Source organism: Pseudomonas cistanchae, assembly GCF_054483635.1.
Genome location: NZ_JBTLWN010000002.1, coordinates 252,733 through 278,584, shown reverse-complemented (window position 1 = coordinate 278,584; position 25,852 = coordinate 252,733). Strand labels below are relative to the sequence as shown.

General features: G+C 60.3%; 23 protein-coding genes. 12 read left to right on the top strand and 11 right to left on the bottom strand.

From position 1 onward, the window contains the following. Position 1: 1 nt before the first annotated feature. Both ACX0MV_RS08180 and ACX0MV_RS08175 read right to left on the bottom strand, forming a co-directional pair. Positions 2-1,858: an extracellular solute-binding protein gene (locus ACX0MV_RS08180; RefSeq protein ID WP_458982002.1), complete on the bottom strand. Its 1,857-nt coding sequence runs from the start codon at positions 1,856-1,858 to the stop codon at positions 2-4. Further along, positions 1,855-3,684, bottom strand: coding sequence for an extracellular solute-binding protein (locus ACX0MV_RS08175; RefSeq protein ID WP_458982001.1), 1,830 nt, complete (start codon positions 3,682-3,684; stop codon positions 1,855-1,857). The genes ACX0MV_RS08180 and ACX0MV_RS08175 overlap by 4 nt, the downstream gene beginning before the upstream one ends. A 165-nt stretch (positions 3,685-3,849) precedes the next feature. Here ACX0MV_RS08175 and ACX0MV_RS08170 point away from each other — a divergent pair, with 165 nt between their 5' ends. Continuing rightward, complete coding sequence (locus ACX0MV_RS08170; RefSeq protein WP_458982341.1) at positions 3,850-5,274, top strand: HDOD domain-containing protein; 1,425 nt, start codon at positions 3,850-3,852, stop codon at positions 5,272-5,274. 9 nt (positions 5,275-5,283) lie between these two features. Here the strand turns inward: ACX0MV_RS08170 and ACX0MV_RS08165 are convergent, their stop codons facing one another. Next, positions 5,284-6,855 (bottom strand): LysM peptidoglycan-binding domain-containing protein, encoded by a 1,572-nt coding sequence (locus tag ACX0MV_RS08165; protein ID WP_458982000.1) that lies wholly within the window; start codon positions 6,853-6,855, stop codon positions 5,284-5,286. Between the two features lie 100 nt (positions 6,856-6,955). Further along, entirely contained in the window at positions 6,956-7,729 is a 774-nt protein-coding gene (gene gloB / locus ACX0MV_RS08160; protein WP_458981999.1) for a hydroxyacylglutathione hydrolase, read from the bottom strand. A 75-nt stretch (positions 7,730-7,804) separates the two neighbouring features. On the opposite strand from gloB, the gene ACX0MV_RS08155 reads away from it, so the two are divergent. From ACX0MV_RS08155 to nudC, 7 genes are all read left to right on the top strand, one after another. Further along, the gene (locus tag ACX0MV_RS08155) at positions 7,805-8,578 is read left to right on the top strand and encodes a class I SAM-dependent methyltransferase (RefSeq protein ID WP_458981998.1); all 774 of its coding nucleotides are present in this window, start codon (positions 7,805-7,807) and stop codon (positions 8,576-8,578) included. Continuing rightward, positions 8,571-9,023, top strand: a complete 453-nt coding sequence (rnhA, locus tag ACX0MV_RS08150) for a ribonuclease HI (RefSeq protein WP_458981997.1) — start codon at positions 8,571-8,573, stop codon at positions 9,021-9,023. Before ACX0MV_RS08155 ends, rnhA begins: the two co-directional genes overlap by 8 nt. Beyond that, positions 9,016-9,759, top strand: coding sequence for a DNA polymerase III subunit epsilon (gene dnaQ / locus ACX0MV_RS08145; RefSeq protein WP_458981996.1), 744 nt, complete (start codon positions 9,016-9,018; stop codon positions 9,757-9,759). Before rnhA ends, dnaQ begins: the two co-directional genes overlap by 8 nt. A 128-nt stretch (positions 9,760-9,887) precedes the next feature. Further along, complete coding sequence (locus ACX0MV_RS08140; RefSeq protein ID WP_458981995.1) at positions 9,888-12,158, top strand: Orn/Lys/Arg family decarboxylase; 2,271 nt, start codon at positions 9,888-9,890, stop codon at positions 12,156-12,158. A 244-nt stretch (positions 12,159-12,402) separates the two neighbouring features. Continuing rightward, positions 12,403-13,215 (top strand): crotonase/enoyl-CoA hydratase family protein, encoded by an 813-nt coding sequence (locus tag ACX0MV_RS08135; RefSeq protein WP_458981994.1) that lies wholly within the window; start codon positions 12,403-12,405, stop codon positions 13,213-13,215. 50 nt (positions 13,216-13,265) lie between these two features. Then, entirely contained in the window at positions 13,266-14,945 is a 1,680-nt protein-coding gene (locus tag ACX0MV_RS08130) for a FimL-related protein (protein WP_458981993.1), read from the top strand. After that, the gene (gene nudC / locus ACX0MV_RS08125; protein WP_458981992.1) at positions 14,945-15,775 is read left to right on the top strand and encodes an NAD(+) diphosphatase; all 831 of its coding nucleotides are present in this window, start codon (positions 14,945-14,947) and stop codon (positions 15,773-15,775) included. The genes ACX0MV_RS08130 and nudC overlap by 1 nt, the downstream gene beginning before the upstream one ends. On the opposite strand, the gene ACX0MV_RS08120 is transcribed toward nudC, so the two are convergent. Next, positions 15,743-16,528: a TSUP family transporter gene (locus ACX0MV_RS08120; RefSeq protein ID WP_458981991.1), complete on the bottom strand. Its 786-nt coding sequence runs from the start codon at positions 16,526-16,528 to the stop codon at positions 15,743-15,745. The genes nudC and ACX0MV_RS08120 overlap by 33 nt on opposite strands. A gap of 100 nt (positions 16,529-16,628) precedes the next feature. Here ACX0MV_RS08120 and ACX0MV_RS08115 point away from each other — a divergent pair, with 100 nt between their 5' ends. After that, the gene (locus ACX0MV_RS08115; protein ID WP_458981990.1) at positions 16,629-17,276 is read left to right on the top strand and encodes a hypothetical protein; all 648 of its coding nucleotides are present in this window, start codon (positions 16,629-16,631) and stop codon (positions 17,274-17,276) included. 70 nt (positions 17,277-17,346) lie between these two features. Here ACX0MV_RS08115 and ACX0MV_RS08110 read toward each other — a convergent pair whose 3' ends face one another. The 4 genes from ACX0MV_RS08110 to ACX0MV_RS08095 all read right to left on the bottom strand — a co-directional run bounded on the left by ACX0MV_RS08110 (position 17,347) and on the right by ACX0MV_RS08095 (position 20,494). Next, positions 17,347-18,114: an SDR family oxidoreductase gene (locus ACX0MV_RS08110; RefSeq protein ID WP_458981989.1), complete on the bottom strand. Its 768-nt coding sequence runs from the start codon at positions 18,112-18,114 to the stop codon at positions 17,347-17,349. Between the two features lie 26 nt (positions 18,115-18,140). Beyond that, positions 18,141-19,208: a phosphotransferase family protein gene (locus tag ACX0MV_RS08105; RefSeq protein WP_458981988.1), complete on the bottom strand. Its 1,068-nt coding sequence runs from the start codon at positions 19,206-19,208 to the stop codon at positions 18,141-18,143. A 207-nt stretch (positions 19,209-19,415) separates the two neighbouring features. After that, the gene (locus ACX0MV_RS08100; protein WP_458981987.1) at positions 19,416-19,727 is read right to left on the bottom strand and encodes an SCP2 sterol-binding domain-containing protein; all 312 of its coding nucleotides are present in this window, start codon (positions 19,725-19,727) and stop codon (positions 19,416-19,418) included. Positions 19,728-19,783: 56 nt separating this feature from the next. Then, on the bottom strand, positions 19,784-20,494 hold the full coding sequence (locus ACX0MV_RS08095; protein WP_458981986.1) for a histidine phosphatase family protein: 711 nt from the start codon (positions 20,492-20,494) through the stop codon (positions 19,784-19,786). Positions 20,495-20,700: 206 nt separating this feature from the next. Here ACX0MV_RS08095 and sohB point away from each other — a divergent pair, with 206 nt between their 5' ends. The 3 genes from sohB (at position 20,701) to ACX0MV_RS08080 (ending at position 23,420) form a co-directional block, all read left to right on the top strand. After that, positions 20,701-21,720: a protease SohB gene (gene sohB / locus ACX0MV_RS08090; protein ID WP_458981985.1), complete on the top strand. Its 1,020-nt coding sequence runs from the start codon at positions 20,701-20,703 to the stop codon at positions 21,718-21,720. Between the two features lie 27 nt (positions 21,721-21,747). Further along, positions 21,748-22,740 (top strand): YhdH/YhfP family quinone oxidoreductase, encoded by a 993-nt coding sequence (locus tag ACX0MV_RS08085; RefSeq protein WP_458981984.1) that lies wholly within the window; start codon positions 21,748-21,750, stop codon positions 22,738-22,740. Positions 22,741-22,823: 83 nt separating this feature from the next. After that, positions 22,824-23,420, top strand: coding sequence for a TetR/AcrR family transcriptional regulator (locus ACX0MV_RS08080; protein ID WP_458981983.1), 597 nt, complete (start codon positions 22,824-22,826; stop codon positions 23,418-23,420). Positions 23,421-23,477: 57 nt separating this feature from the next. Here the strand turns inward: ACX0MV_RS08080 and ACX0MV_RS08075 are convergent, their stop codons facing one another. Beyond that, positions 23,478-23,975, bottom strand: coding sequence for a DUF934 domain-containing protein (locus ACX0MV_RS08075; protein ID WP_458981982.1), 498 nt, complete (start codon positions 23,973-23,975; stop codon positions 23,478-23,480). After that, a complete protein-coding gene (locus ACX0MV_RS08070; RefSeq protein WP_458981981.1) occupies positions 23,959-25,617 on the bottom strand; it encodes a nitrite/sulfite reductase in 1,659 nt (552 codons plus the stop codon). Before ACX0MV_RS08070 ends, ACX0MV_RS08075 begins: the two co-directional genes overlap by 17 nt. Between the last annotated feature and the right edge of the window lie 235 nt (positions 25,618-25,852).

Sequence of the window (25,852 nt, the reverse complement as noted above, 5' to 3'; positions counted from 1 at the left end):
CTTAGTGCTCCGTGCTCGCCGGCTGGCCGGCTTCAGGTGCTACCGGTGGTGGCGTCACGTCGGCTTTTGGGCGCACCCACCAGGTGTTCAGGCCAATGTCGTACTTCGGGGTGATCGGCGGATGCTCGAAGCGATCCCAATACGCCACACGCCAGGTTTTAATGTGCCAGTTGGGAATCACGTAGTGGCCCCAAAGCAGCACGCGATCAAGCGCACGGGTATGGGCGATCAGACTCTGGCGCGAGTCTGCGCCGATCAACGCCTCAACCAGACGGTCGATGGCCGGGTCTTTCAGGCCAATGAAGTTACGGCTACCCGGATCGTCGGCGCTGCTCGAATGCCAGTATTCGCGCTGCTCGTTGCCCGGCGAATTGGACTGGCCGAATCCGCTGACGATCAGATCGAAGTCCCGTGAGCGCAGTCGGTTGACGTACTGCGACACATCGACCCGGCGAATCACCATTTCAATGCCGAGGTCGGCCAGGTTGCGCTTGAACGGCAGCAGAACGCGCTCGAATTCTGCTTGAGCAAGAAGGAATTCGAAACTGACCGGGTTGCCCGCGGCATCGAGCATCTTGTCGCCCTCGATGCGCCAGCCTGCCTCCTGTAGCAATTGATAGGCGCGGCGTTGCTGGTCGCGAATGATGCCGCTGCCATCGCTGACCGGCACCTGAAATTCATCGGTAAACACCCGCGGGGAAATCTGCTCGCGCAGCGGTTGCAGGATTTCAAGCTCGTCAGCGCCCGGCAGGCCGCTCGATGCCAGTTCGGAATTGTCGAAGTAGCTGCGTGTCCGGGTGTAGGCGCCGTTGAACAACTGGCGGTTGGCCCATTCGAAATCGAACAGCAGGCCCATGGCTTCTCGGACGCGCTGGTCCTGAAACAGCTCGCGGCGGATATTGAAGATGAAGCCCTGCATACCCGTGGGGTTATGGTTGGCGATTTCCTCCTTGATCAATCGCCCTGCCTTGACCGCAGGCGTGTCGTAGGCGGTGGCCCAGTTCTTCGCGCTGCTTTCCAGCCAGTAGTCGAATTGCCCGGCTTTCAGTGCTTCGAGTGCGACTGTGTTGTCGCGGTAGTAGTCGGTCACCATGTTGTCGAAGTTATAGAAGCCGCGGTTGACCGGCAGATCCTCGCCCCACCAATCCTTGACCCGCTCATAACGAATCGAGCGTCCGGGCTTTACCTCGGCAACTTTGTACGGACCGCTGCCCAGCGGAATATCGAGATTGGCTGCGCTGAAGTCACGCTCCGCCCACCAGTGCTTGGGCAGCACAGGCAGTTGACCCAGGATCAGCGGCAGCTCCCGGTTGCCGGCGTGCTTGAAGATGAAACGCACCTTGCTCGGACTTTCAACCTCCACGCGGTCCACGTCGGCGTAGTAGCCGCGGTACATGGGTGAGCCCTTGCTCATCAGCGTCTCGAAGGTGAATTTGACGTCTTCGGCAGTCACCGGCTGGCCATCATGAAAGCGCGCCTCTGGCCGCAGGTAGAAGCGCACCCAGGAATTGTCCGCGGCCTTTTCGATCTTGCCGGCCAGCAGGCCGTATTCGGTAAACGGCTCATCCAGACTATGGCGGGTCAGGGTGTCGTAGATCATGCCAATGTCGCTATCCGCAACCCCCTTGGTGATGAACGGGTTGAGGCTGTCGAAACTGCCAAAACCGGCCTGGCGTAAGGTGCCCCCCTTGGGGGCATCGGGGTTTACGTAGTCAAAGTGCTGGTAGTCAGCCGGGTACTTGGGCGGTTCGCCATACAGGGTCAGGGCGTGTTCTGGGGCGGCATGAGCCAGGCTGGCCAGGCCAAGCAACAGCGTAGCGCTGCCACGCAGCAGGAATGATCGCAGTGGATGCATCATCGGGCATTCTCCGTGGGTTTCAGCCACCAGCTGCGCAGGCCCAGGGTATAAGGCGGCGTGGTGACGAAGGCAAACCGGTTGCGGTAGGCCAGGCGGTGATAATTGATGTACCAATTGGGGATGGTGTAGTGCTGCCAGAGCAGCACGCGGTCCAGGGCTCGGGTGGCCGCCACCTGTTCGGCACGGGTCTTCGCTGACAGTAATTTATCGAGCAGCACGTCGACCACCGGATGGGTCACACCCGCATAGTTCTTGCCGCCTTTCAGCTTCGCCTGGCTGGAGTGGAAATACAGCGATTGCTCCAGTCCCGGGCTCAGCGTCTGCGGCAGCGTCATGGAGATCATGTCGAAGTCGAATTGATCGAGGCGTTGCTTGTACTGCGCGCGGTCGATCGTGCGGATATTGGCTTGAATGCCGATGCGGCGAAGGTTTTCGATAAATGGCTGAAAGATACGTTCAAGTCCCGGATTGACCAGCAGCAGTTCGAAACGCAGAGGCTCGCCCTTGCCGTTCAGCAGGCGCTCGCCCGAGGGCTGCCAGCCGGCGTCGGCCAGTAGACCCAAAGCACGACGCAGAGTTTCTCTCGGGATGCCGCGACCAGCAGTCTGGGGAACCTGGAACGGCTGGGTAAACAGCTTGGCTGGCAGTTGCTTGCGGTAAGGTGACAGCAGCAGCCATTCAGCACCCTCCGGCCTGCCGGTGGCGGAGAATTCGCTGTTGGGGTAGTAGCTGGCGGCGCGGGTGTAAGAGTTGTTGAACAACGCGCGGTTGGTCCATTCGAAGTCGAGCATCATGCCCAGGGCTTCGCGTACCTTGCGGTCGGCAAAAATCGCGCGGCGGGAGTTCATGAACAATGCCTGGGTTTGCGTGGGTATCTGGTGCGGTATTTCTACCCGCACCACATCGCCGCGCAACACCGCCGGAAAGCGGTAGCCATTCGCCCAGTTCTTGGCCTGCTGCTCTATATAAAAGTCGAACTCGCCCGCTTTGAAGGCTTCGAAAGCCACATGACTGTCACGATAGAACTCCACATCCACCTGATCGAAGTTGTACTTGCCGCGATTGACGGGCAGTTGCTCGCCCCACCAATCCTTCACGCGGCTGAAGGTCAGGCTGCGCCCGGGGCTGACCTGGGTGATGCGATAGGGGCCACTGCCTAGCGGTGGCTCGAAGGTGGTGATCTTGAAATCCCGGTCCTTCCAGTAATGTTGTGGCAGAACGGGTAATTCGCCGAGGCGCATGATCAGCAGTGGATTGCCGGCGCGTTTGAAGACGAAGCGAATGCGGTGCTTGTTGAGAATATCGACTCGCTTTATTTCCTGCAGGTTGGTGCGGTATTGCGGATGGCCCTGCTTGAGCAGCAGGCGATAGGAAAACGCCACGTCGTAAGCCGAGATGGGTTTGCCGTCGTGGAAACGCGCACTGGGCCTGAGGTTGAAAACCACCCAGCTACGGTCGTCGCTGTATTCGATGGTCTGGGCGATCAGCCCGTAGCTTGAGGCCGGCTCATCGCCGGAGGGGTCGTAAGAACCGCTACCGGCCATCAGCGTCGCATTCAGTTCAGTGACACCGTACTGCTGGAAGTTGGCCGTGGAGACCGGGCTGCTGCCCTTGAAGGTATAGGGGTTCAGCGTATCGAAGGTGCCAGATGCCATGATTCGAACGGTGCCGCCTTTCGGCGCGTCAGGGTTTACCCAGTCGAAGTGGCTAAAGCTGGCGGGGTATTTGAGCGTGCCGAATTGTGCATAGCCATGGCTTTCACGTATCGCCGCTCCGGCAGAGGCGCTAATGATCAGGAAAAGGAGCGAGAGGAGGTAAGGACGCATCAAGTGAAAGATCCGATCCGTGGCGTCTTTTGGGCTTATGCGCGGTACAGTAACAGCTTGTATCAGCAGGAAAAAGGCCGGAGCCCACAGCTGCCGGCGGCAACGGCTTGCTACACTTCGAGAAAATAATGAGGGGACGTTAACTTGGGTACACATAGCCATGGGCTGCAGTCATGGATCGATCGCTTAAATCAAGCCGAATTGCCAGCCCTGGCCGCAGTCGTACAGGATTTGCACCGACTGACGCAGCAGGACAAATCCTCCGTTCAACAGCTGGCTGATGTGCTGCTGCGCGACGCGTCCCTGACCTCCAAGGTGCTGCGCATCGGTAACAGTGTCTATTACAACCCCTCCCAGGAAGGCATCAAAACCATCTCCCGGGCGATCGTAATGATCGGTTTCGACAACGTTCGCCTGATTGGCATGTCGGTAAGCCTCATCGACGGGCTTCTGACGCTGGCGCCACGTCAGCAGTTGCAGGAGCTGCTGGCCCGCTCGTTTCACGCCGCGGTACAAGCCCGCAATATCGCAGGCTACGTCTTGGCCAAGCACCAGGAGGAGGTATTCATTGCAGCTTTGCTGCATAACCTGGGCGAGCTGGCGTTCTGGGGCTGCGGTGGCGGCCAGGCCGATGAGCTGGCAAGTGCACTCGCGCAACCGGGGGTGGATGTCGACGAAGCGGTACTCAACGTCCTTGGCACCAGCTTCCGGCAACTGACTCAGGGCCTGGTGAAAAGCTGGAATCTGGGTGAAATCGTCAGCCTTTCCCATAACACCGCGAGCCACAACGACCCTGCGGTATTTTCGGTCAACCTGGGTGCGCGGATTGCCGAAGCGGCCCTTGAAGGCTGGGATTCGGCCGAGATGGAAGTACTGATCGAGCAAATGGCCAATTTCATCGGGGTCACCCCCGAAGATGCCCTCCAGCAGGTGCTCGCCAGCGCTGAGGAGGCGGTCAAGATGGCCTCCACCTTTGGCGCAAGCAAACTGTGCAGCCTGATTCCCAATACCGACCCTGAGCAGATTCGCTTGCAGCAGGAGCAGCGCAGGGCACGCCTGCTGCAACCGAACCTGCTGGTGCTGCAACAGGCGCTGCAGGACCTGGGCATGATGGTGTCGCGGCGCGGCGACGTGGGCTTGATTCTCGACACCATGCTCAAGGGGTTGAATCAGGGCGCGGGTCTGGAGCGGGTGATGCTGGTGGTGCTGGCCGACGGTCACACCTGCTTTCGCACCAAGCGGGTGGTGGGCGAGGGTAGCCAGGGTTGGCTGAGCGAATTCGTACTGCCAGTGGCCCAGCCGGAACAGCAGCATATTTTCAGCTACGTGCTGCGAAACAGAGAGGCGCTATGGATGGGGGTGCCGGCGAGCTACAACCTGGCCGAGCTGGTCACTCAACCGATTCGCCAACGGCTGGGGCAGGGTATGTTCTTCATCGCGCCGTTGCTGGCGGGCACTCGCGAGATCGGGGTGATCTACGCCGATAACCGGGTATCCGGGCGGGCACTGAAACATGAGCAGTTTGTAGCGTTTCAGCGCTTCACCCAGCTTACCGGCCGCTGCCTTGAGGCCTTGAGCAAGCGCACCTGAGCCGTTAGCTCACTGGGGCAGATACAGCGTCAGTGTCTGCCCCGGTTTCAACGCCGAACCAGTGCGTGGATTCCAGCTCTTCAGATGCTGCATCTGCACATTGAAGCGCTTGGCGATCATGTACAGCGAATCTCCCGAGCGCACTCGGTAATAGGTCACGGCATTGCGGTCAGAGGACGAGGTGCGCGCGACAGCGGTCGGGGTCGCGCTACTGCCTTGCAGATTCAAAACCTGGCCGGTGCGCAGCTTGTTACCTTTCAGGGTATTCCAGCGCTGGATGTCCTTAACCGACACCTTGTGCGCCTTGGCGATCAGCCAGAGGTTGTCGCCGTTTTTCACCCGGTAGCTGCGCGAGGCAGGCGCTCTGCTGACGGTGTTTTGAAACAGGGGTTCGGATGGCGCAGCGCCTGGCTCAGCCGGAATGCTCAACACCTGGCCGACTTGCAGGTTGTTGCTGGAAAGCTGATTGATTTCCTTGAGCGTATTGACGGTCAGGCGATAGCGGTTGGCGATGCCATGCAGGCTGTCGCCCGAACGCACCCGATACTCCTGCCAGTCGACCAGCGCGTCCGGCTTCATCAGCAGCAGGTTGGCGGCCAGCAGCTCGGCCTTGCCAGTTGGCACCAGAAGGTGCTGCGGCCCGTCCAGGGTGACGCGTCTCTTGAAGGCGGGGTTGAGCAGGTACAACTCATCCTCGTCCAGGTCCGCCAGCGCAGCAATGCGCGACAGGTCCATCCGCTGCTTGAGTTCGACCTTCTCGAAATAGGGTTCGTTGGCAATTGGCGCAAGGCTGACGCCATAGGCTTCCGGGCTCATTACGACCTGGGACAATGCCAGTAATTTCGGCACGTAGTTCTGGGTTTCGCTCGGTAACGTCAGATTCCAGTAATCGGTTGGCAGCCCGAGCTTCTGATTGCGCTCGATCGCTCGGCTGACGCGACCTTCACCGGCGTTGTAGGCCGCCAGTGCGAGCAGCCAGTCGCCATTGAACATTTCGTGCAGGCGCGACAGGTAATTCATTGCCGCATTGGTCGATGCCATGACATCGCGACGGCCGTCGTACCAGCTGGTCTGGCGCAGATTGAAATTGCGCCCGGTGGAGGGGATGAACTGCCACAGGCCGACGGCATGGGCATGGGAGTAGGCAAGCGGGTTGTAAGCACTTTCGATCATCGGCAACAGCGCCAGCTCCATCGGCATGTTGCGCTCTTCCAGCCGCTCGACGATGTAGTGGATATAGGGGCTGCTACGTTCGCCGACTTTTTCGACGAAGGACGGATTGCTGACGAACCACAGGCGCTGCTGTTCGATGCGAGGGTTGATGCCGATGCTGTCCTGCAACTGGTAGCCGCCGCGCACGCGCTCCCAGATATCTTCGGGTTCTTGCGGCTTTTTGATGGTGCTGGTCAGCCACTCGGGCTCCTGTTCCAGACCAACCGCCGTATCCGTATCGCGGCTTCGGTCAGGCGCCTGAGAGGCGGTTTGGCAGCCCACTAGGGTCATGCAGAGAGCCACCACAAGTGCCTGAGCGCCATAAACGAATCCCTTTGGAATCAAGGTCTTGAGCGATAATGGCAGCATTGGCTGGTGGGTTCTTATGGTTTTGAAAGTCGGGCGATTCTAGGAAGCGAAGCGGGTGTGGTCAAGTTTTAACCAGTTTTTTTGCGGGCTTATCGAGCTTTTAGAAGCTGTCTTTCCAGGCCCGCAGCTGGGTGAATACCTCGCCACTGGTGCGTGTGCGCAGGCCCTCGCGCTCGTTGATTGTATCGACGATTGCGGGCTCCTGGCAGCGCAGGAACGGATTGGTGGCGCGCTCCAGTTCAAGCGTCGAGGGCAGGCTGATTTTCCCGGCGGCACGCCATGCGGTGACCTCGCGCAGGCGCTCCGCCAGCCGCGCATTGGCAGGCTCAACCGCTTGTGCAAAACGCAAATTGCTCAGGGTGTATTCATGGGTGCAATACACCAGGGTCTGATCGGGCAACGCCGCAAGGCGCCCCAATGAGTCGTGCATCTGGGCCGGGCTGCCTTCGAACAATCGACCGCAGCCGCCGGCAAACAGCGTGTCGCCGCAGAATAGCCAGTGCTGGTCGGCCTGGTAATAGGCGATATGCCCGAGGGTATGGCCGGGTACATCGATGACCCGTAGCGCGTGATCGAGCACCTCGACCGAGTGGCCTTCGCTCAGGGCCAGGTCGCAAGCGGGAATCTTTTCGTTGGCCGGCCCCATCACCCGAGCGCCAGTGGCCGCCTTCAACTCGGCGATACCGCCGACATGATCGAAATGGTGATGAGTAATCAATATGTCACTGAGTTGCCAGCCAGGATTGCCAGCCAGCCAGGCCAGTACAGGTGCTGCGTCGCCTGGGTCGACTACAGCGCAGCGACGTCGTTCGACGTCTTGCAGCAGCCAGATATAGTTGTCGGAAAATGCCGGGAGCGCGTCAATCTTTATCATTTGGCGGGTCGCTAAGCAGAACACAAAGGTGCATCTTAGGCTTCATTGATACCGACGGCTACGCAGGTTATTCCCATGTCCGACGATCCATTTGCCAACGCCGATGCCGACTGGCTTAGCCTGATTGCCAGCGCTCGCACCTGGTTCAGGGGCGCCCATGGCCAGCTTCTGCTTGGCGAGGAGCAGCGCCTGCTGGAAGAAGAGCTGGCTCGATTCTTCGGTAGTTACCTGGTGCATTACGGCCCGGCTGTGACGCCTGCTGCGGGTGCCGGTCAGATTCAACGCAGCGTCAGAATGGGCGCGCCGTTCGACGGCGTGGAGATCGTCTGCGAGGAGCAAGCCTGGCCCTTGACCGAGCACGCAGCCGATGTGGTGCTGTTGCAGCATGGCCTGGATTTCAGCCTGTCGCCCCACGGATTGTTGCGTGAAGCCGCGCGAAGTGTCAGGCCTGGCGGGCATCTGGTGATACTGGGCGTCAATCCGATCAGCACCTGGGGGCTGCGCCATCTGATGACTCGCGATGGCCTGGCGCAGGCTCGCTGCATCGCGCCGAGTCGGGTCAGCGACTGGCTGCACCTGCTCGGTTTCGCGCTGGAGAAACGCCGCTTCGGATGCTATCGTCCGCCGCTTTCTTCGAGCGCCTGGCAGGCGCGCCTGGCCAGCCTGGAAACCTGGGGCAACGCCTGGCAACTGCCGGGTGGCGGCTTCTATATCCTGGTGGCACGCAAGCTGGTGGTCGGCCTGCGCCCATTGCGGCAATCGCGACGCGAGCCGATAGGCAAATTGTTACCGATGCCAGTTGCCAAGGTCAGCCGGCGTAATCAGAGCATTAAGAGCACCTATGAGTGAACAGGTCGAGATTTACACCGACGGCGCCTGCAAGGGTAATCCGGGTGTCGGTGGCTGGGGGGCGTTGCTGATTTTCAAGGGCGTGCACAAGGAACTTTGGGGTGGCGAGGCGCAGACCACCAATAACCGCATGGAGCTGATGGCGGCAATTCGCGGTTTGGCCGAGTTGAAACGCAGCTGTGAAGTACGCCTGATCACCGACTCGCAGTACGTGATGCAGGGCATTCAGGACTGGATGCCCAACTGGAAGAAGCGCGGGTGGAAAACAGCCGCCAAGCAGCCGGTGAAAAATGCCGATCTGTGGCAACAGCTGGACGAACAGGTCAATCGCCATAACGTCACTTGGCAATGGGTGCGTGGCCATACCGGCCATCCTGGCAACGAGCATGCCGACATGCTGGCCAACCGCGGCGTCGACGAAATGAGAGGGTTGAAACATGCGTAGTGTGGTGCTCGATACCGAAACCACCGGTATGCCGGTTAACGATGGCCACCGGGTGATCGAAATCGGCTGCGTCGAGCTGATCGGCCGGCGCCTGACGGGTCGGCACTTCCATGTCTATCTGCAGCCTGATCGGGAGATCGATGAGGGCGCGATTGCGGTCCACGGCATTACCAATGATTTTCTCGAAGACAAGCCGCGCTTCAAGGACGTAGCCGATGAGTTCTTCGAGTTCATCAAAGGCGCGCAGCTGATCATTCACAACGCCGCGTTCGACGTGGGCTTTCTCAACAACGAGTTCGCCCTGATCAAGCAGGCTGATCGCGCCGATATCAGCGAGTACTGCTCGATCCTCGACACCCTGATGATGGCCAGGGAGCGTCATCCCGGCCAGCGCAACAGCCTTGATGCACTGTGCAAGCGCTATGGCGTCGACAACTCCGGGCGCGATTTGCACGGCGCCTTGCTCGATGCGGAGATCCTGGCCGACGTCTACCTGACCATGACGGGCGGACAGACCAATCTGTCGCTCGCCGGCGATGGCTCTGAAGGCGACAGCAATGGCCGTCAGCAGCCCAGCGCGATTCGCCGCCTGGCGGCTGATCGTCCGCGTACCCGTGTCGTTCGCGCCAGCGCTGACGAATTGAGCGAGCATCTGGCGCGGCTTGCCGTGATCGAGAAGTCCGCTGGCGCACCTGCTCTCTGGACCCAGCTTGAGCAAGTGCCCGCCGAGGCGTGAGCGCGCCTGAGTTATGGCGGCGCGACCTTTTCGTATAGCGTGATGCGGTAGGGGTTCCGCCTGGGAAGGCAAGCCTCTAACCTGAGGCGATAGGCAGGCCACGACCTGCCACACCCAGGGACGCCACAATGTATAAAGACCTCAAGTTCCCAGTCCTGATCGTGCACCGCGACATCAAGGCCGATACCGTTGCCGGTGATCGCGTGCGCGCCATCGCACTTGAACTCGAACAGGACGGCTTCAGCATTCTCTCCACCGCCAGCTCAGCGGAAGGGCGCATCGTTGCCTCCACGCACCATGGCCTGGCCTGCATTCTGGTTGCCGCCGAAGGCGCCGGTGAAGACAAGGGTCTGCTGCAGGACATGGTCGAGCTGATCCGCATCGCTCGTGTGCGAGCGCCGCAGCTGCCGATTTTCGCCATCGGCGAGCAGGTGACCATCGAAAACGCGCCGGCGGCGGCGATGATCGACCTCAATCAGTTGCGCGGCATTCTCTATCTGTTCGAAGACACCGTACCTTTTCTCGCGCGGCAGGTTGCCCGTGCGGCGCGCAATTATCTGGACGGCCTGCTGCCGCCGTTTTTCAAGGCGTTGGTGCAGCACACCGCGCAATCCAACTATTCCTGGCACACACCCGGTCATGGCGGCGGCGTTGCCTATCGAAAAAGCCCGGTCGGGCGCGCCTTTCATCAGTTTTTTGGTGAGAACACCCTGCGTTCGGACTTGTCGGTGTCGGTGCCAGAGCTGGGCTCGCTGCTCGATCACACCGGGCCGCTGGCCGAGGCCGAGGCGCGCGCCGCACGCAACTTCGGCGCCGATCACACCTTCTTCGTGATCAACGGCACCTCCACGGCGAACAAGATCGTCTGGCACAGCATGGTCGGTCGCGACGACCTGGTGCTGGTCGACCGTAACTGCCACAAGTCGATCCTCCACTCCATCATCATGACCGGCGCGATTCCGCTGTACCTGTGTCCTGAGCGTAATGAACTGGGCATCATCGGGCCGATCCCGCTCAGCGAATTTTCCCGCGAGTCGATCCAGGCAAAAATCGACGCCAGTCCGTTGGCCAGAGGGCGGGTGCCGAATAGCAGCGGGGCGATGGTCAAGCTGGTGGTGGTGACTAACTCGACCTACGACGGCCTGTGTTACAACGCCGAGCTGATCAAGCAGACCCTCGGCAACAGTGTCGAAGTGCTGCATTTCGACGAGGCCTGGTACGCCTACGCGGCATTTCACGAGTTCTACGCGGGCCGTTATGGGATGGGCACCTCGCGCGAGGATCAGGGCCCGCTGGTGTTCACCACCCATTCCACCCACAAGTTGCTGGCAGCCTTCAGCCAGGCCTCGATGATTCACGTGCAGGATGGCGGGGCCCGGCAGCTTGATCGGGATCGCTTCAACGAAGCCTTCATGATGCACATTTCCACCTCGCCGCAGTACGGCATCATCGCCTCGCTCGATGTAGCCTCGGCAATGATGGAAGGACCGGCGGGTCGCTCGCTGATTCAGGAAACCTTCGATGAAGCCCTGAGCTTCAGGCGCGCCCTGGCCAATCTGCGGCAGAACCTGAGCGCCGAGGATTGGTGGTTCAGCATCTGGCAACCGCCCCAGGTCGAGGGCACCGACGATGTGGCCACGCTCGACTGGCTGCTGCAACCGCAAGCCGACTGGCATGGCTTCGGCGATGTGGCCGAAGACTATGTGCTGCTCGACCCGATCAAGGTGACCTTGGTCACACCAGGGTTGACTGCGGGCGGTCGGCTGGATCAACGCGGCATCCCCGCGGCCGTGGTCAGCAAGTTTCTCTGGGAGCGTGGGCTGGTGGTGGAAAAGACCGGCCTCTATTCGTTCCTGGTGCTGTTCTCCATGGGCATTACCAAGGGCAAATGGAGCACGCTGCTGACCGAACTGCTCGAGTTCAAACGCAGTTACGACACCAACCTGCCATTGATCGACGCCCTGCCGTCAATTGCCCGTGCTGGCGGCGCGCAATACCAAGGCATGGGGTTGCGTGACCTCTGCGACTCGCTGCATCGCTGCTACGGCGACAACGCGACCGCCAAAGCCATGAAACGCATGTATACCGTGTTGCCGGAAGTCGCCATGAAGCCGGCCGATGCCTACAACCAGCTGGTGCGTGGCGAGGTCGAGGCGGTGCCTATCGATCAACTGGAAGGGCGGATTGCGGCCGTGATGCTGGTGCCGTATCCGCCTGGTATTCCATTGATCATGCCGGGTGAGCGCTTCACTGCGGCCACCCGCTCGATCCTCGACTACCTGGCGTTCGCGCGGACCTTCGACCTCAGCTTTCCCGGTTTTGACGCGGATGTGCATGGGCTGCAGCGTCAGGAAGACGCCAATGGGGTGGCATACACCGTGAATTGCATCCGCATCTAGGGGGCGTTGGCGGGGCGTTCCGTTGCGCTGGAGCGCCCTTCAATGCATCCATCCCAGGGCAGCGAGATGATCGGCAGATCAATCGTTTAAGTCTGAAATTGAAAAGTTTTGTTTAACTTGGACGCGTGTTCCATATCACAGTCATCGGCATCGACTTTTGTGCCGTGCTTGTTATAGTTGGCCGGCTTTTCCATAAAAAAAATTTTATGAACTCTTGCGCTGCCCGTTGCCGAGGATGACTGCCGTGTCCGACTACCAAGCCTTTCGTGTCGAGTTGGCAGATAAAATTGCCCATGTCGTGATCAATCGACCGGAAAAAATCAACGCCATGAGCGCTGAGTTCTGGACGGAGATCATCGATATCTTCCGCTGGATAGATGCGACCGACGAGGTGCGGGCAGTAGTGCTGTCCGGTGCAGGCAAACATTTCTCGTCCGGCATCGACCTGATGATGCTGGCGCAAGTGGGCAATCAATTGGGCAAGGACGTCGGCCGCAATGCCGAGACCTTGCGGCGCAAGATTCTCGAACTGCAAGCTTCGTTCAACGCTGTCGACAACTGCCGCAAACCAGTGCTGGCCGCCATTCAGGGCTATTGCCTGGGTGGCGCGATCGACCTGATTTCAGCGTGCGACATGCGTTACTCGACGGCCGATGCGCAGTTTTCGATCAAGGAAATCGATGTCGGCATGGCCGCCGATGTCGGCACCCTGCAACGTCTGCCGCGCATCATCGGTGACGGCATGATGCGCGAACTGGCATTCACCGGGCGCACTATCGATGGTGAAGAGGCGCGCCGTATCGGCCTGGTGAACCGCACGTTCGCTGACACCGAGGCATTGCTTGAAGGCGTGATGCAGATTGCCCGGGAAATCGCGGCCAAGTCACCTATCGCCGTGCGTGGCACCAAGGAAATGATTCGCTACATGCGCGATCACCGCGTGGATGACGGCCTCGAGTACATCGCCACCTGGAACGCCGCCATGCTGCAATCCGCCGATTTGCGGGTAGCGATGGCGGCTCACATGAGCAAGCAAAAGCCGGAATTTGCCGACTGATGCAGTGCCCGCATCTGTTTTCTCTACCAGCGCGGGAGGCGCTTTAGCTCATGGTTTCTGGAGCCACGTCCCTTGGCTTGGTGCGTAACGAACTGTTCACCACCATGGAGGAGGCTGAGTCGAGCCTCGAGCAATTCATTGCTGATCGCCATAACGGCAGCCTGCTGCAGCAAGCGGTGGAGAATCTTCAGCAGGTGCGTGGCACCCTCAATCTGATCGAGCAGACTGGTGCCGAGCTGCTCGCCCAGGAAGTCCTCGATCAGGCCACCGATATCCCGGCCGGTGCCGGTGAAGAGCGCGACGTGCAGCTCTCGGCCTTGAGCAATGCCTTGCACGTGCTGCGTCAATACCTGGAAAACGTCGAAGCGCACCGGCAGGAAATGCCAGAGCTGCTGCTTCCCGCAATCAACGATCTGCGCCACGCCGGCGGTCAGCCTGCGTTGCCGGAGAGCTTCTTTTTCAGCGTTCGTCTTGATCAGCCTCGCCCGCGCAGCACGCCATCCAGTCTGGACGCGGCCGCCAAGGAAGGAGAGGGACGCCGTCTACGGCACATGTACCAGGTCGGGCTGCTTGGGTTCATTCGCGAGCAGAACCCACAGGCCAGCCTCAAGCTGATGGGGCGCGCGATGAGCCGTCTCGATGCCCTGTACGCCAATGAGCCCCGCGGTCGTCTGTGCTGGATCGGCGCGGCGGCACTGGAGGCCCAGGTCGACGGCCAGTTGTTGGCGCGCAAGTCGCGCAAGCAGCTGTTCTCCCGGATCGACCGGGAACTCAAGCAGATGCTGGGCAATACCCAGTACGAAGCGCCGCGCAACCTGCTCAAGGAGCTGCTGTACCTGGTTGCCCTGGCTGACAGCCGCGGCCCGCTGGTCACCCCGCTGCGTGAGGTGTTCGGCCTGGCGGCTCTGCCGTTTACCGATCATATGCTGGAAGAGGAATACCAGCGTCTTGCCGGTCCGGGCCAGGCGGTAATGCGCTCCCTGAGTTCGGCTATTCGCGAGGAGCTCGCCAGCCTCAAAGACATGCTCGACCTGATCGAGCGTGGCACCCTGCAGGCCGACAATCTGTCCAGCCTGCATGCGCTGCTGGGCAAGTTGAGCAAAACCTTGGGCATGGTCGGATTGAGTTCGGCCGGAAACTCGCTGAGCGCGCAATTGCAGACGGTCGCGGGCTGGAGCGAAGAGAGCGCACCACCGTCCGATGAGCTGCTGCGCTTGGCCGATGCCGTGCTGTATGTGGAAGGCATGGTTGCCAGCCTGGAGCGCGGTGACCGTCATGAAAGCCGGCCAGCGCTTGCCTTGCCGGGTGCCGAAGCGGAATCCTTTGCTCAGCATCAGCTCACCGAGGCGCGCATCGTTGTAGTCGACGAAGCGCAGGGTGGGCTGGGACTGGCCAAGCGGGCGATCACCGCGTACCTGGAGTCCGCGGGCGACCGGATGCACCTGTCCAATGTGCCTTTCAGCCTGCAAGCGGTGCGGGGTGGCTTGTGGTTCCTTGGTCAGGAGCGTGCCGCCATGCTGGTGGGTGCCTGCGCCGACTACATCCAGAAGCAGATGCTCGACTCGCCCCACATGCCTTCGGAGCAGATGCTCGAAACCCTCGCCGATGCATTGAGCAGCTTGGAGTATTACCTCGAAGCCGGCGCGGTTCTGCGCCCGGAAACCAAGCCTAGCGTGCTGGATCTGGCTGAAGAAAGCGTGCGTGTGCTGGGCATGCCGGTGCCCGCCTAATGGTGGCTCGCTGGCAGCCGAGCGTAGTGGATCACCAGCAGCCGGGCGGCTGGGTGGTGGCACACTGCAAGCAACACTTTCTCGCGGATGGCAACGGGGTACTGTTCCCCCGCGAGTGGTTGAAAAAACAGGAGCTGCCGGTAGTTGCCGAGCATGGTATCGGCCACTTCGACGGTGACGCCGTTTACCTCTTGGAACTGGCGGAGCCATTCGAAATGGCCAGCTGCTCCTGGCAAAGCCTGCGCCAGTTCATGCTGCAAGGCGACGCCGATACTTTCAAGCTGTTGAGCTATGCCACCCAAGTGGGCACCTGGGCAGCGCAGCATCGCTTCTGCGGCAGTTGCGCCGGTGCCATGCAGCACATTGCTGGCGAGCGGGCGATGCATTGTCCGCGTTGCGCGCTGCACCACTACCCGCGGTTATCGCCAAGCATGATCGTGCTGGTCACCCGTGGCGACGAGGTGTTGCTGGCGCGCTCGCCGCGATTTGTTGCGGGCGTCTACAGCACCCTGGCGGGTTTCGTTGAAGCCGGCGAGTCGGTCGAAGCCTGCGTGGCGCGCGAAGTGCGTGAAGAGGTTGGCGTCGAGGTCAAGAACCTGCAGTACCTCGGCAGCCAGGGTTGGCCGTTTCCCCACTCGCTGATGCTGGGTTTTCATGCCGAATACGCTGGCGGTGAAATCGTCATGCAGGCCGATGAAATCGAGGATGCCCAATGGTTCAGCGTGCATCGGCTGCCGCCGCTGCCAGCGTCGCGTTCCATCGCCCGCTACCTGATCGATGTGTATGTCGCGCAGCGCCTAGGCATGCCCGAACCAGTGCTGCCAAGCTAAGCGCGCGGTCAAAGCCAATACCACCAGAATGAATACCGGGCGGATAAACCTGGAGCCGCCCTTAATCGCCGTGCGCGCCCCTAGAAAAGCCCCGGCCATCAGCGCCATGCCCATGCAGATGCCCAGCAGCCAGGCGACCTGCCCGGTTGCGATAAACACCGTGAGTGCACAGACGTTGCTGACGAAATTCATCGACCGTGCCACGCCACTGGCGCGCAACAAATCGATCGGGTACAGCAGCAGGCTGCTGACGGTCCAGAACGCGCCCGTACCTGGGCCGGCGACCCCATCATAAAATCCCAGCGCGATGCCCTGCGGCCATTGCCGGCCTTGGGCGATGGGCAAGGCTCTGAGCGTCGCTGTTTCGGGTGTGTTGCCAAACTGCAGATAAAGCCCGCAGGCAAAGACCACCGCCGGCAGCATCTGGTTGAGCCAGGCGGCAGGCAGCCATTGCGCAAGAGCGGCGCCAAGCACCGCGCCTACAGCGGTGCCAATCAAGGCATTGCGCCACTGCATGGGCAGAAACAGCTTGCGTTTATAGAAGGTGTAACTGGCGGTTGCGGAACCAAAGGTCGCGCAAAGCTTGTTGGTGCCCAGTACCAGATGCGGTGGCAGGCCGGCTGTGAGCAAGGCGGGAATGGTCAACAGGCCGCCGCCGCCGGCAATGGCGTCGATAAAGCCTGCGACAAATGCAACCAGCGCCAACAAAACGAGCGTCGTTGGCTCGACGGCCAACTCGAAAGGCAGGGGCATGAAAAACACGGCCTGTGTCTGATTGTGCAGTGATCTCGCTGTTCGCCAGCGAGGTAGCTGCGCATAATGCCGGCATTTTCACGCAGAAGGAATTGAGTCGATGCAATACGACGGCCTGGCCTGGGCAATAGCGCTTCTCGCAGTACTGGTGGTGTTTGTCGCCGCACGCATCCTGTTCAACAGCAGCTGGTTTCTGGGCTGGTTGCGCGGCACTTTTGGCTTGGTCTTTCTGGCGTTGGCCGGTCTGATCGGCCTGGTGGCTTACGATCTCTACAGCTACTCGCCGTTGCCGGAAGACAAACCGATCGTGACCTTGAGCTTTCAGGGCGACGGCTCGCGGTATCAGGTCAATATCCTGGAAGGTAACCACGAACGCACTGTCACGCTCGAAGGCGATCTCTGGCAGCTGGATGCGCGGGTGCTGCAATGGAAAGGGCTCGCTGCGTTGATCGGCTTGGAGCCGGGCTACCGACTGGAAACGCTCAGCGGTCGCTTTCTCGCCATCGAACAGCAGGCATTGGCTCAGCACGGGCGCGTGGCGTTGGCGCAGAGTCCTTATGGTGTCGATCTGTGGCGCTGGTTGCGGCTAAGCCAGCGGGATCTGTTCCTGTTCGATCCGCAGGCGCAGCGGGTAACCTATCTGCCCATGGCTGACGATGCGGTATTTAGCGTCAGCCTGACGCCTACCGGCCTGCTGGCGCAGCCGATGAACCAGGCTGCCAAACAGGCGCTGCAAGACTGGCAATAACAGCTGCCGGCATGCAAAAAAAAGGGACCCGAAGGTCCCTTTTTTATCGCTTTTTAGGCTGCTGGCGTGTTCAGGAGAGGAAGCCGCCATCGACGTTCAGCGACACGCCGGTGGTGTAGCTGGATGCATCGCTGGCCAGATACAGCACTGCGCCGGCCATTTCGCTCGGGTCGGCCACGCGCTTGAGCGGGATACGCTGCAGCGCCACATTGAGAATGGCATCGTTCTTGGTCAGCGCCGAAGCGAACTTGGTATCGGTCAGGCCTGGCAGCAAGGCATTGCAGCGAATGCCGAATTGCGCGCACTCCTTGGCAAATACCTTGGTCATGCTGATCACCGCAGCCTTGGTCACCGAATAGATGCCCTGGAACTCGCCTGGCGAAACGCCGTTGATCGACGCGACGTTGATGATGCTGCCACCACCGTTCTGCTTCATCAGCTTGCCGCCTTCGATGGACATGAAGTAGTAGCCGCGGATATTCACATCGACGGTTTTCTGGAATGCACCCAAATCGGTGTCCAGGACGTTGCAGAACTGCGGGTTGGTCGCGGCGTTGTTGACCAGGATGTCGAGGCGGCCGAACTGCTCGCGGATGACGGCGAAGACATTTTGGATCTGCTCCATCTCGCCGATGTGGCAGGCAACCGCGGTGGCCTTGCCGCCGTCGGCAATGATGGCGTCGGCGACTTTCTGGCAATCGTCGATCTTGCGGCTCGAGACGATCACGTGGGCGCCTTGCTGCGCGAGCAATTTGGCGATGGCTTCGCCGATACCGCGGCTGGCACCGGAAACGAAAGCGATTTTGCCGTCTAGGTCGAACAATGGGGTCTTGGACATGCGGTCAGTACCTTGTGTGGGCCGGGTTAGAGCGTGGATTTGTTGATGACCTGCAGGCTCATCTGCTCGAGCAGTTTGTTCATCATTACGAACTGGGCGAAGCGCTTGTCCTTGGTCTGGCCATGGTAGAAGCGGTAGTAGATCTGCTGCACGATGCCGGCCAGGCGGAACAGGCCATAGGTGTAGTAGAAGTCGAAGTTGTCGATACGGATGCCCGAGCGCTCGGCGTAGTAATCGACGAATTCGCGGCGCGTCAGCATGCCAGGAGCATTGCTGGGTTGGCGGCGCATCATCTGCACGGGCGCCGGGTCGCCGGCTTCGATCCAGTAGGCGAGGGTGTTGCCCAGGTCCATCAAGGGGTCGCCAATGGTGGTCAGTTCCCAGTCGAGAATGCCAATGATCTCCTGCGGGTTAGCCGGATCAAGGATGACGTTGTCGAAGCGGTAGTCGTTATGCACGATGCCCGGGGTGTGATGGTCGGCTGGCATCTTGTCCTTGAGCCACGCCTTGACCGGCTCCCAGGTGGGTGCATCCGGAGTAAGGGCCTTTTCATAGCGATCGCTCCAGCCACCAATCTGGCGCTGCACGTAGCCTTCCGGTTTACCGAGGTCGCCGAGGCCGCAGGCCTGATAGTCGACGCGGTGCAGTTCGACGAACTTATCGATGAAACTCTTACACAGCGTGCGGGTTTGCTCGGCGCTGAAGTTCAGCTCGGCAGGCATGTCCGAGCGCAGGATGATGCCGTTGACCCGTTCCATGACATAGAACTCGGCGCCGATCACCGACTCATCGGTGCAGTGCACGTAAGCCTTGGGGCAATACGGAAAACCCGCGTTGAGCTGGTTGAGGATGCGAAATTCGCGGCCCATGTCATGGGCCGATTTCGCTTTGTGGCCGAAAGGCGGGCGGCGTAGCACGAACTCCTGGTGCGGATATTCGAGCAGGTAAGTCAGGTTCGAGGCACCACCGGGAAACTGGCTGATGCGCGGTTCGCCAGTCAGGCCGGGAATATGCGCCTTGAGGTACTGGTCGATGATCGCGGCGTCGAGTTCTTCGCCTTCGCGGATGCGAGTGGACTGGTCAGTAAGCGTCATGCTTATCCCTTCTACTTATGATGGGTGCCCGAGATTATTGGCTAATCTAATGCGCGGCCTGGGTGCTCACAAGCGCAACACCTCGTTATAGGCAGGCGTGTTGCTACACAATCAAGCTGCCTGATTCTTCAGGTTGGTTAAATCAGGGCGAAAAAAAACCGGAGTACAGGACTCCGGTTTTCATGCGGCCTTCGATAAGCGTAGCGCTTATACCGGGAACAGCTCGCCCAATTTCATTGCCAGCATCATGTCGCCTTCAGCGCGCAGCTTGCCGCTCATGAAAGCCTGCATGCCGTCGGTTTCGCCGGTGGTGATGCCTTTCAGGGTTTCGGTGTCCATGATCAGGGTTACGTTGGCGTTCGGGTTATCACCTTGCTGAACGTCGCAAGTGCCGTCTTTCACGACCAGGTAGTGGTTTTCGCCGTCTTCGATGTTGAATTGGAATACCAGGTCCAGGCCCGCGGCGGCACCGGCGTTGAACTTGGACTGCATGGTATTGACGATGTCTGCAACGCTCATGGTTTCTTCCTTTATTTTCAGGTTTTTCGCGCGCCTAAGGCGCAATGGGCCGGAGCTCAGCGGTAAGTGATGAGTTCCGGCGCCTTCAACAGCTGTAAATGCACATGGCTATTGAAGGAAGCCAGGCTCACTTCGCTGCCGCGGAACTTCAGGCAGCTTAGTGAGGTGTTGACGATTTGCCAGTTGAGCTCGAAAGCCTTGGCCGGCGCTACGCCCGTAATCAGGTGAAGTAGGGCGGTGACGGTACCGCCTGAGGTGAATACGGCGATGTTCTGTTTGCTCGCCGCCTGTTCGAGTAGCCGCTCGAGGCCCGCCTGAACCTGGCTGACGAACTCGCGCCAGCTGAGCAAGTCGGGTTTTTCGTGTTCCCCGGAAATCCAGCGACCAACCAGGATGGCGAACAGGCGCTGAAATTCCGCGCGGTTCTGCGCCGCGTTGCGCAGGATCTCCAGCGCGTGGGGTTCTTCGCTAAGCAAATCGGGCAACAGCGAACGGACCACCGCGTCGGCGTCGAACTCGTTGAAAGCGGAATCGATTTCCAGCGCAGGGGCGGACATACCAGCAGTGGCGTATTGATCAAGCGCGATATTGGCGGTGTGTTGCTGGCGCCGCAAGGTGCCGCTCAGGCTGCGATCAAGTCGCACACCGAGCTGTGCCAGATGTGCGCCAAGGACTTCGGCCTGGCGAATACCGATGGGCGACAGCACGTCATAGTCGTCGGCGCCGAATGAGGCTTGGCCATGTCTGATCAGGTAGATGCTGCCCACGTTCGCGCTGTTCCGCCACGGTGAAAGTTTCGCGAGGGTATAGAGGATCGTCGAGCGCTGTCAACGGAAAAACATACGCTTGTTTGAATGGTGACACAGGTCGCTGGCCGGGCTCGGTTGCTGGTCGGCAGGCGGTGGCGTCGGTATGCTTGAGCACTATCGGCGTCGCCGGCGGCTAGGCGGCGGATTCAATCAAGGGGAAGGGTGTGGAGTTTCTTGTCGAGTATGCGAGTTTTCTGGCGAAGACCATTACCTTGGTCGTTGCCATTCTGGTGGTACTGATCACGATCGCCGCTTTGCGGGGCAAAGGCCGTCGCAGCAGCGGGCAACTGCAGGTTTCGAAACTGAACGACTTCTACAAGCAACTGCATGATCGGCTGCAGCAGTCGGTGCTGAGCAAGGATCAGCTGAAAGTCGTGCACAAGGCACAAACCAAGGCCGCGAAGCTGGAGAAGAAAGCCGGCGCCCAGAAACCGCGTGTCTATGTTCTGGATTTCGACGGGGACATCAAAGCCTCCGCAACCGACAGCCTGCGCCATGAAATCACCGCCGTGCTGAGCATGGCCACGGCCCAGGACGAAGTGGTGCTGCGCCTGGAAAGCGGCGGCGGCATGGTCCACAGCTACGGGCTGGCTTCATCGCAGCTGGTGCGCATCCGCCAGGCCGGCATTCCGCTTACGGTCTGTATCGACAAGGTCGCCGCCAGCGGCGGTTATATGATGGCCTGCATCGGTGAAAAGATTATCGCCGCGCCGTTCGCCATCCTCGGCTCGATTGGCGTGGTGGCACAGTTGCCCAACCTGCATCGGCTATTGAAACAGCACAACATCGATGTCGAGCTGCTGACTGCCGGCGAGTACAAGCGCACCTTGACGGTATTCGGCGAGAACACCGAAAAGGGCCGGGAAAAATTCCAGGAAGACCTGGACACGACACACGCGCTGTTCAAGAACTTCGTCGCCCGTTACCGCCCGCAACTCGAAATCGATGAGGTCGCCACGGGCGAAATCTGGCTGGGGATAGCTGCCCTGGAAAAACAGCTGGTCGACGACCTCAGAACCAGCGATGAATACCTCGCCGAACGGGCCAGAGACGCCGAGCTGTTCCATCTGCACTATGCCGAGAAGAAGAGCCTGCAGGAGCGCGTAGGCCTGGCGGCCAGCGTGGCCCTGGATCGCTTCGCCCTGAGCTGGCTGAGTCGGCTGAGCCAACAACGTTTCTGGTAGTTCGCCCCACAAAAAGAGGACTTCAAGATGACCACCTTCAAGGCATTGCAGATCCGCGAAACCGACTCGGGTACGTTCGAGCAGGTGATCGTCGAGCGTGACCTCGCGCAGCTGCCGCCGGGCGATTTGCTGATCCGGGTCAAGTACTCCTCGCTCAACTACAAGGACGCGCTGTCCGCCAGCGGCAACCGGGGTGTTACCAAGCAGTTTCCGCATACGCCGGGCATCGATGCCGCGGGCGTGGTGGAGGCGTCCAGCGTCGCCGAATTCAATGTTGGCGACGAGGTGATCGTCACCGGTTACGACCTGGGCATGAATACGGCCGGTGGCTTCGCTCAATACATCCGTGTGCCGGCAGGCTGGGCGCTGAGGCGCCCGCAAGGGCTGTCGCTACGCGAGGCCATGGTGCTGGGCACGGCCGGTCTGACCGCCGCGCTGTGCGTGGACAAACTGGAGCAGAGCGGTGTCACGCCAGAGGACGGACCCGTCCTGGTGACAGGCGCGACCGGGGGCGTTGGCAGCATCGCGGTGGCGTTGCTGGCCAAACTCGGTTTTACCGTCGCGGCGTCCACCGGTAAGGCCGAGCAGGGCGAGTGGCTGCAGCGTCTGGGTGCCAGCCAGATCGTGGCGCGCAGTGCATTGCAGGATGGCGCGCAGCGTCCAATGCTGAAGGAGCAGTGGGCGGGCGCGGTCGATACCGTGGGCGGCGACATCCTGTTCAACGTGGTCAAGGCGCTGCGTTACGGCGGCAGCGCCGCCTGTTGTGGCTTGACCGCAGGTGTGGCGTTCAATGCCAGCGTGCTGCCGTTTATCCTGCGTGGAGTGAATCTGCTGGGCGTCGACTCGGTGGAGTTGCCGCTGGTGGTTAAAGCGTCCATGTGGGACAAGCTGTCGTTGCAGTGGAAAGTCGAAGGCCTGGAACAGCTGGTCAGCGAAGTCAGCCTCGACCAGCTGCCGGACGCCATCAGCCGGATACTGGCCGGTCAATTGGTTGGCCGGGTGCTGGTTCGCATCGACTGACCCAGCGCCGTGCAGGCGAAACGAACATCCCATCAAATGGCATCACGCCGCCAGTGATGCCCGTCGTACCCACAAGGACCACCATGGGCCGCCGTACCCGTAAAGACGAGATCCTGCAGGCTGCGCTGGCCTGTTTCACCGAAGTCGGCGTGGATGCCACCACCATCGAGATGATCCGCGATCGTTCAGGCGCAAGCATTGGCAGCCTCTACCACCACTTCGGCAACAGAGAAGGGATTATCGCGGCGCTCTATATGGTCGGCACTGGCCAATACGCCGAATTACTGGAGCAGGGGTTCGCCCAGGCGAGCAGCGCCGAAGCCTGCGTGAAACTACTGGTGACCAGTTACATCGACTGGGTGGTGGCCAACCCGGACTGGGCACGGTTCATCCTGCACAGTCGTAGCCGGGTCGAAGCGAGCGAGCGGGGCGGCGAGCTGCGCGAAGCCAACCATGAGCATTTCTCGAGGATTTACCATGCGCTCGCAGGATACCGTGAGCAGGGCCAATTCAAAGACATGCCAGACGATTGCCTGGCGTCGCTGATTATCGGCCCGACCCATGACTTCACCCGCAACTGGCTGGCGGGACGCACCCATACTGCACTGGACGATTGTCGTGAGCTGTTGGCCCAGGCCGCCTGGGACAGCGTCAGCAGTCGCATCAATACATCAAGGTAACGTACTGATAGACATAAAAAAGCCCTGCAAGACAGGGCTTTTTTACGCGTACGCTTATCAGGCGCGGCGGCGGAACAGCGGCTGTGGCTGATCGCTGGAAGCCTGATAGACCTCCGAATAATCGTCGAAAGCCTTCAGTGCATCGTAGGGGTCTTTATCTTCGCGCAGGGCGAAGGCATCGAAGCCACAACGCCTGAGGGCGAACAGTTGATCGCGCAGCACGTCGCCAATGGCGCGCACCTCGCCGGTGTAGCCGTAACGAGTGCGCAGCAGGTAAGCCGTCGAACAATGGCGGCCATCGGTGAACGCAGGGAAGTTCAGGGCAACCACCTGGAAGTGCTGCAACTGATCGGCAATTTCCTCTATCTCCTCGCCAGCATCCAGCCACACACCCAGGCCGCCGTCGCGTGCTTTGAGCGCATGGGCATGATCGACCCACAGTGCGAGTGGCACGATCAGGTCGTCGCAGTTGGACAGGTCGTCCAGCGTCGCGTCCTTCGGCAGCAGGTGCCAGGTTTCGTCGAGCACCTCGCCGTTCTTAATGATTCGCTGCATATACGCGCTCCTTGAACGGGTCGACGCCAACACGGCGGAAGGTATCGAGGAAACTTTCTTCTTCGTTGCGCTGCTCAACGTACACCTTGATGATCTTGTCGATCACGTCGGGCATGTCGTCCTGGGCGAAGGATGGGCCGAGGATCTGCGCCAGACTGGCTTCGCGCCCCGAATTGCCGCCGAGGGAAACCTGGTAGAACTCCTGGCCTTTCTTGTCCACGCCGAGAATGCCGATATGGCCGACATGGTGATGCCCGCAGGCGTTCATGCAGCCAGAGATGTTCAGCTCGATGTCACCGATATCGAACAGGTAATCGAGGTCGTCGAAGCGTCGCTGGATGGCTTCTGCCACCGGGATCGACTTGGCGTTGGCCAGCGAGCAGAAGTCGCCGCCCGGGCAGCAGATGATGTCGGTCAGCAGGCCGACGTTCGGAGTGGCGAAACCGTGTTCACGCAGCTCACCCCACAGGGTGAACAGTTTGCTCTGCTCGACGTCCGCGAGAATGATGTTCTGGTTATGACTGTTGCGCACTTCGCCGAAGCTATAGCGATCAGCAAGATCGGCGATTGCATCCAGCTGCTTGTCAGTCACGTCACCCGGAGCCACGCCAGTTGGCTTGAGCGACAGGGTAACTGCGACATAGCCAGGCTTCTTGTGGGCGAAGGTATTGCGCTGCCGCCAGCGGGCGAAGCCCGGATGCTGGCTTTCCAGGGCGGCGAGCGCTTCTTCCTGGTCCTCCAGCGGTTGGTAGGCCGGGTCGACGAAATACGCCGCAACGCGCTGCACTTCGGCTTCGGTCAAGGTGGTCGGGCCATCCTTCAGGTGCGCCCATTCGGCATCGACGCGCTCGGCGAATACCTGCGGGGTCAGCGCCTTGACCAGAATCTTGATCCGCGCCTTGTACTTGTTGTCGCGGCGGCCATAGCGGTTGTATACGCGCAGGATGGCGTCGAGGTAACTGAGCAGGTGCTGCCACGGCAGGAATTCATTGATGAAGCTGCCCACGACCGGCGTACGGCCAAGGCCGCCACCTACCGAAACGCGGAAGCCCAGTTCGCCGGCCTGGTTTTTTACCGCTTCAAGGCCGATGTCATGGACTTCGATCGCAGCACGATCGCTGACCGCACCGTTGACCGCGATCTTGAACTTGCGCGGCAGGTGGGTGAATTCGGGGTGGAATGTCGACCATTGGCGGATGATCTCGCACCAGGGCCGCGGATCGACGATCTCGTCCTTGGCGATGCCGGCGAACTGGTCGGTGGTGGTGTTGCGAATGCAGTTGCCGCTGGTCTGGATGGCATGCATCTGCACCGTGGCCAGTTCTGCCAGGATGTCAGGCACGTCTTCCAGATCGGGCCAGTTGAACTGGACGTTCTGCCGGGTGCTTATATGGGCATAGCCCTTGTCGTAGTCGCGCGCGATTTTGGCCATCATGCGCACCTGTTTTGACGACAGCAGGCCATAAGGCACAGCCACTCGCAGCATGGGTGCGTATCGCTGAATGTACAGGCCGTTCTGCAGACGCAGAGGGCGGAACTCTTCACCTGAGAGTTCGCCGGCCAGATAGCGGCGGGTCTGATCGCGGAACTGCTTGACGCGGTCCTCGACGATCCGTTGATCGTACTCGTCGTATACGTACATATATATCCTGTGGGTCAGGCTACTGCTTTATTAGACAGCTAACAGGCCGTTGCAAATCAGCGTGCCGCTTCGGGCATCGCTGCAATTGCGCTGGCTGTTACGGCTTTTCTGCACTCACGGCTGCGCACTCCCAGCGGAGGCGGGGCAAGATACCAGTTCGAGCCAGAGGGCAAAAGTGATGTTTACGTATATGCACTGAACCAACAGGACTAAGAAAAACCTGGTCCTGTTGCTG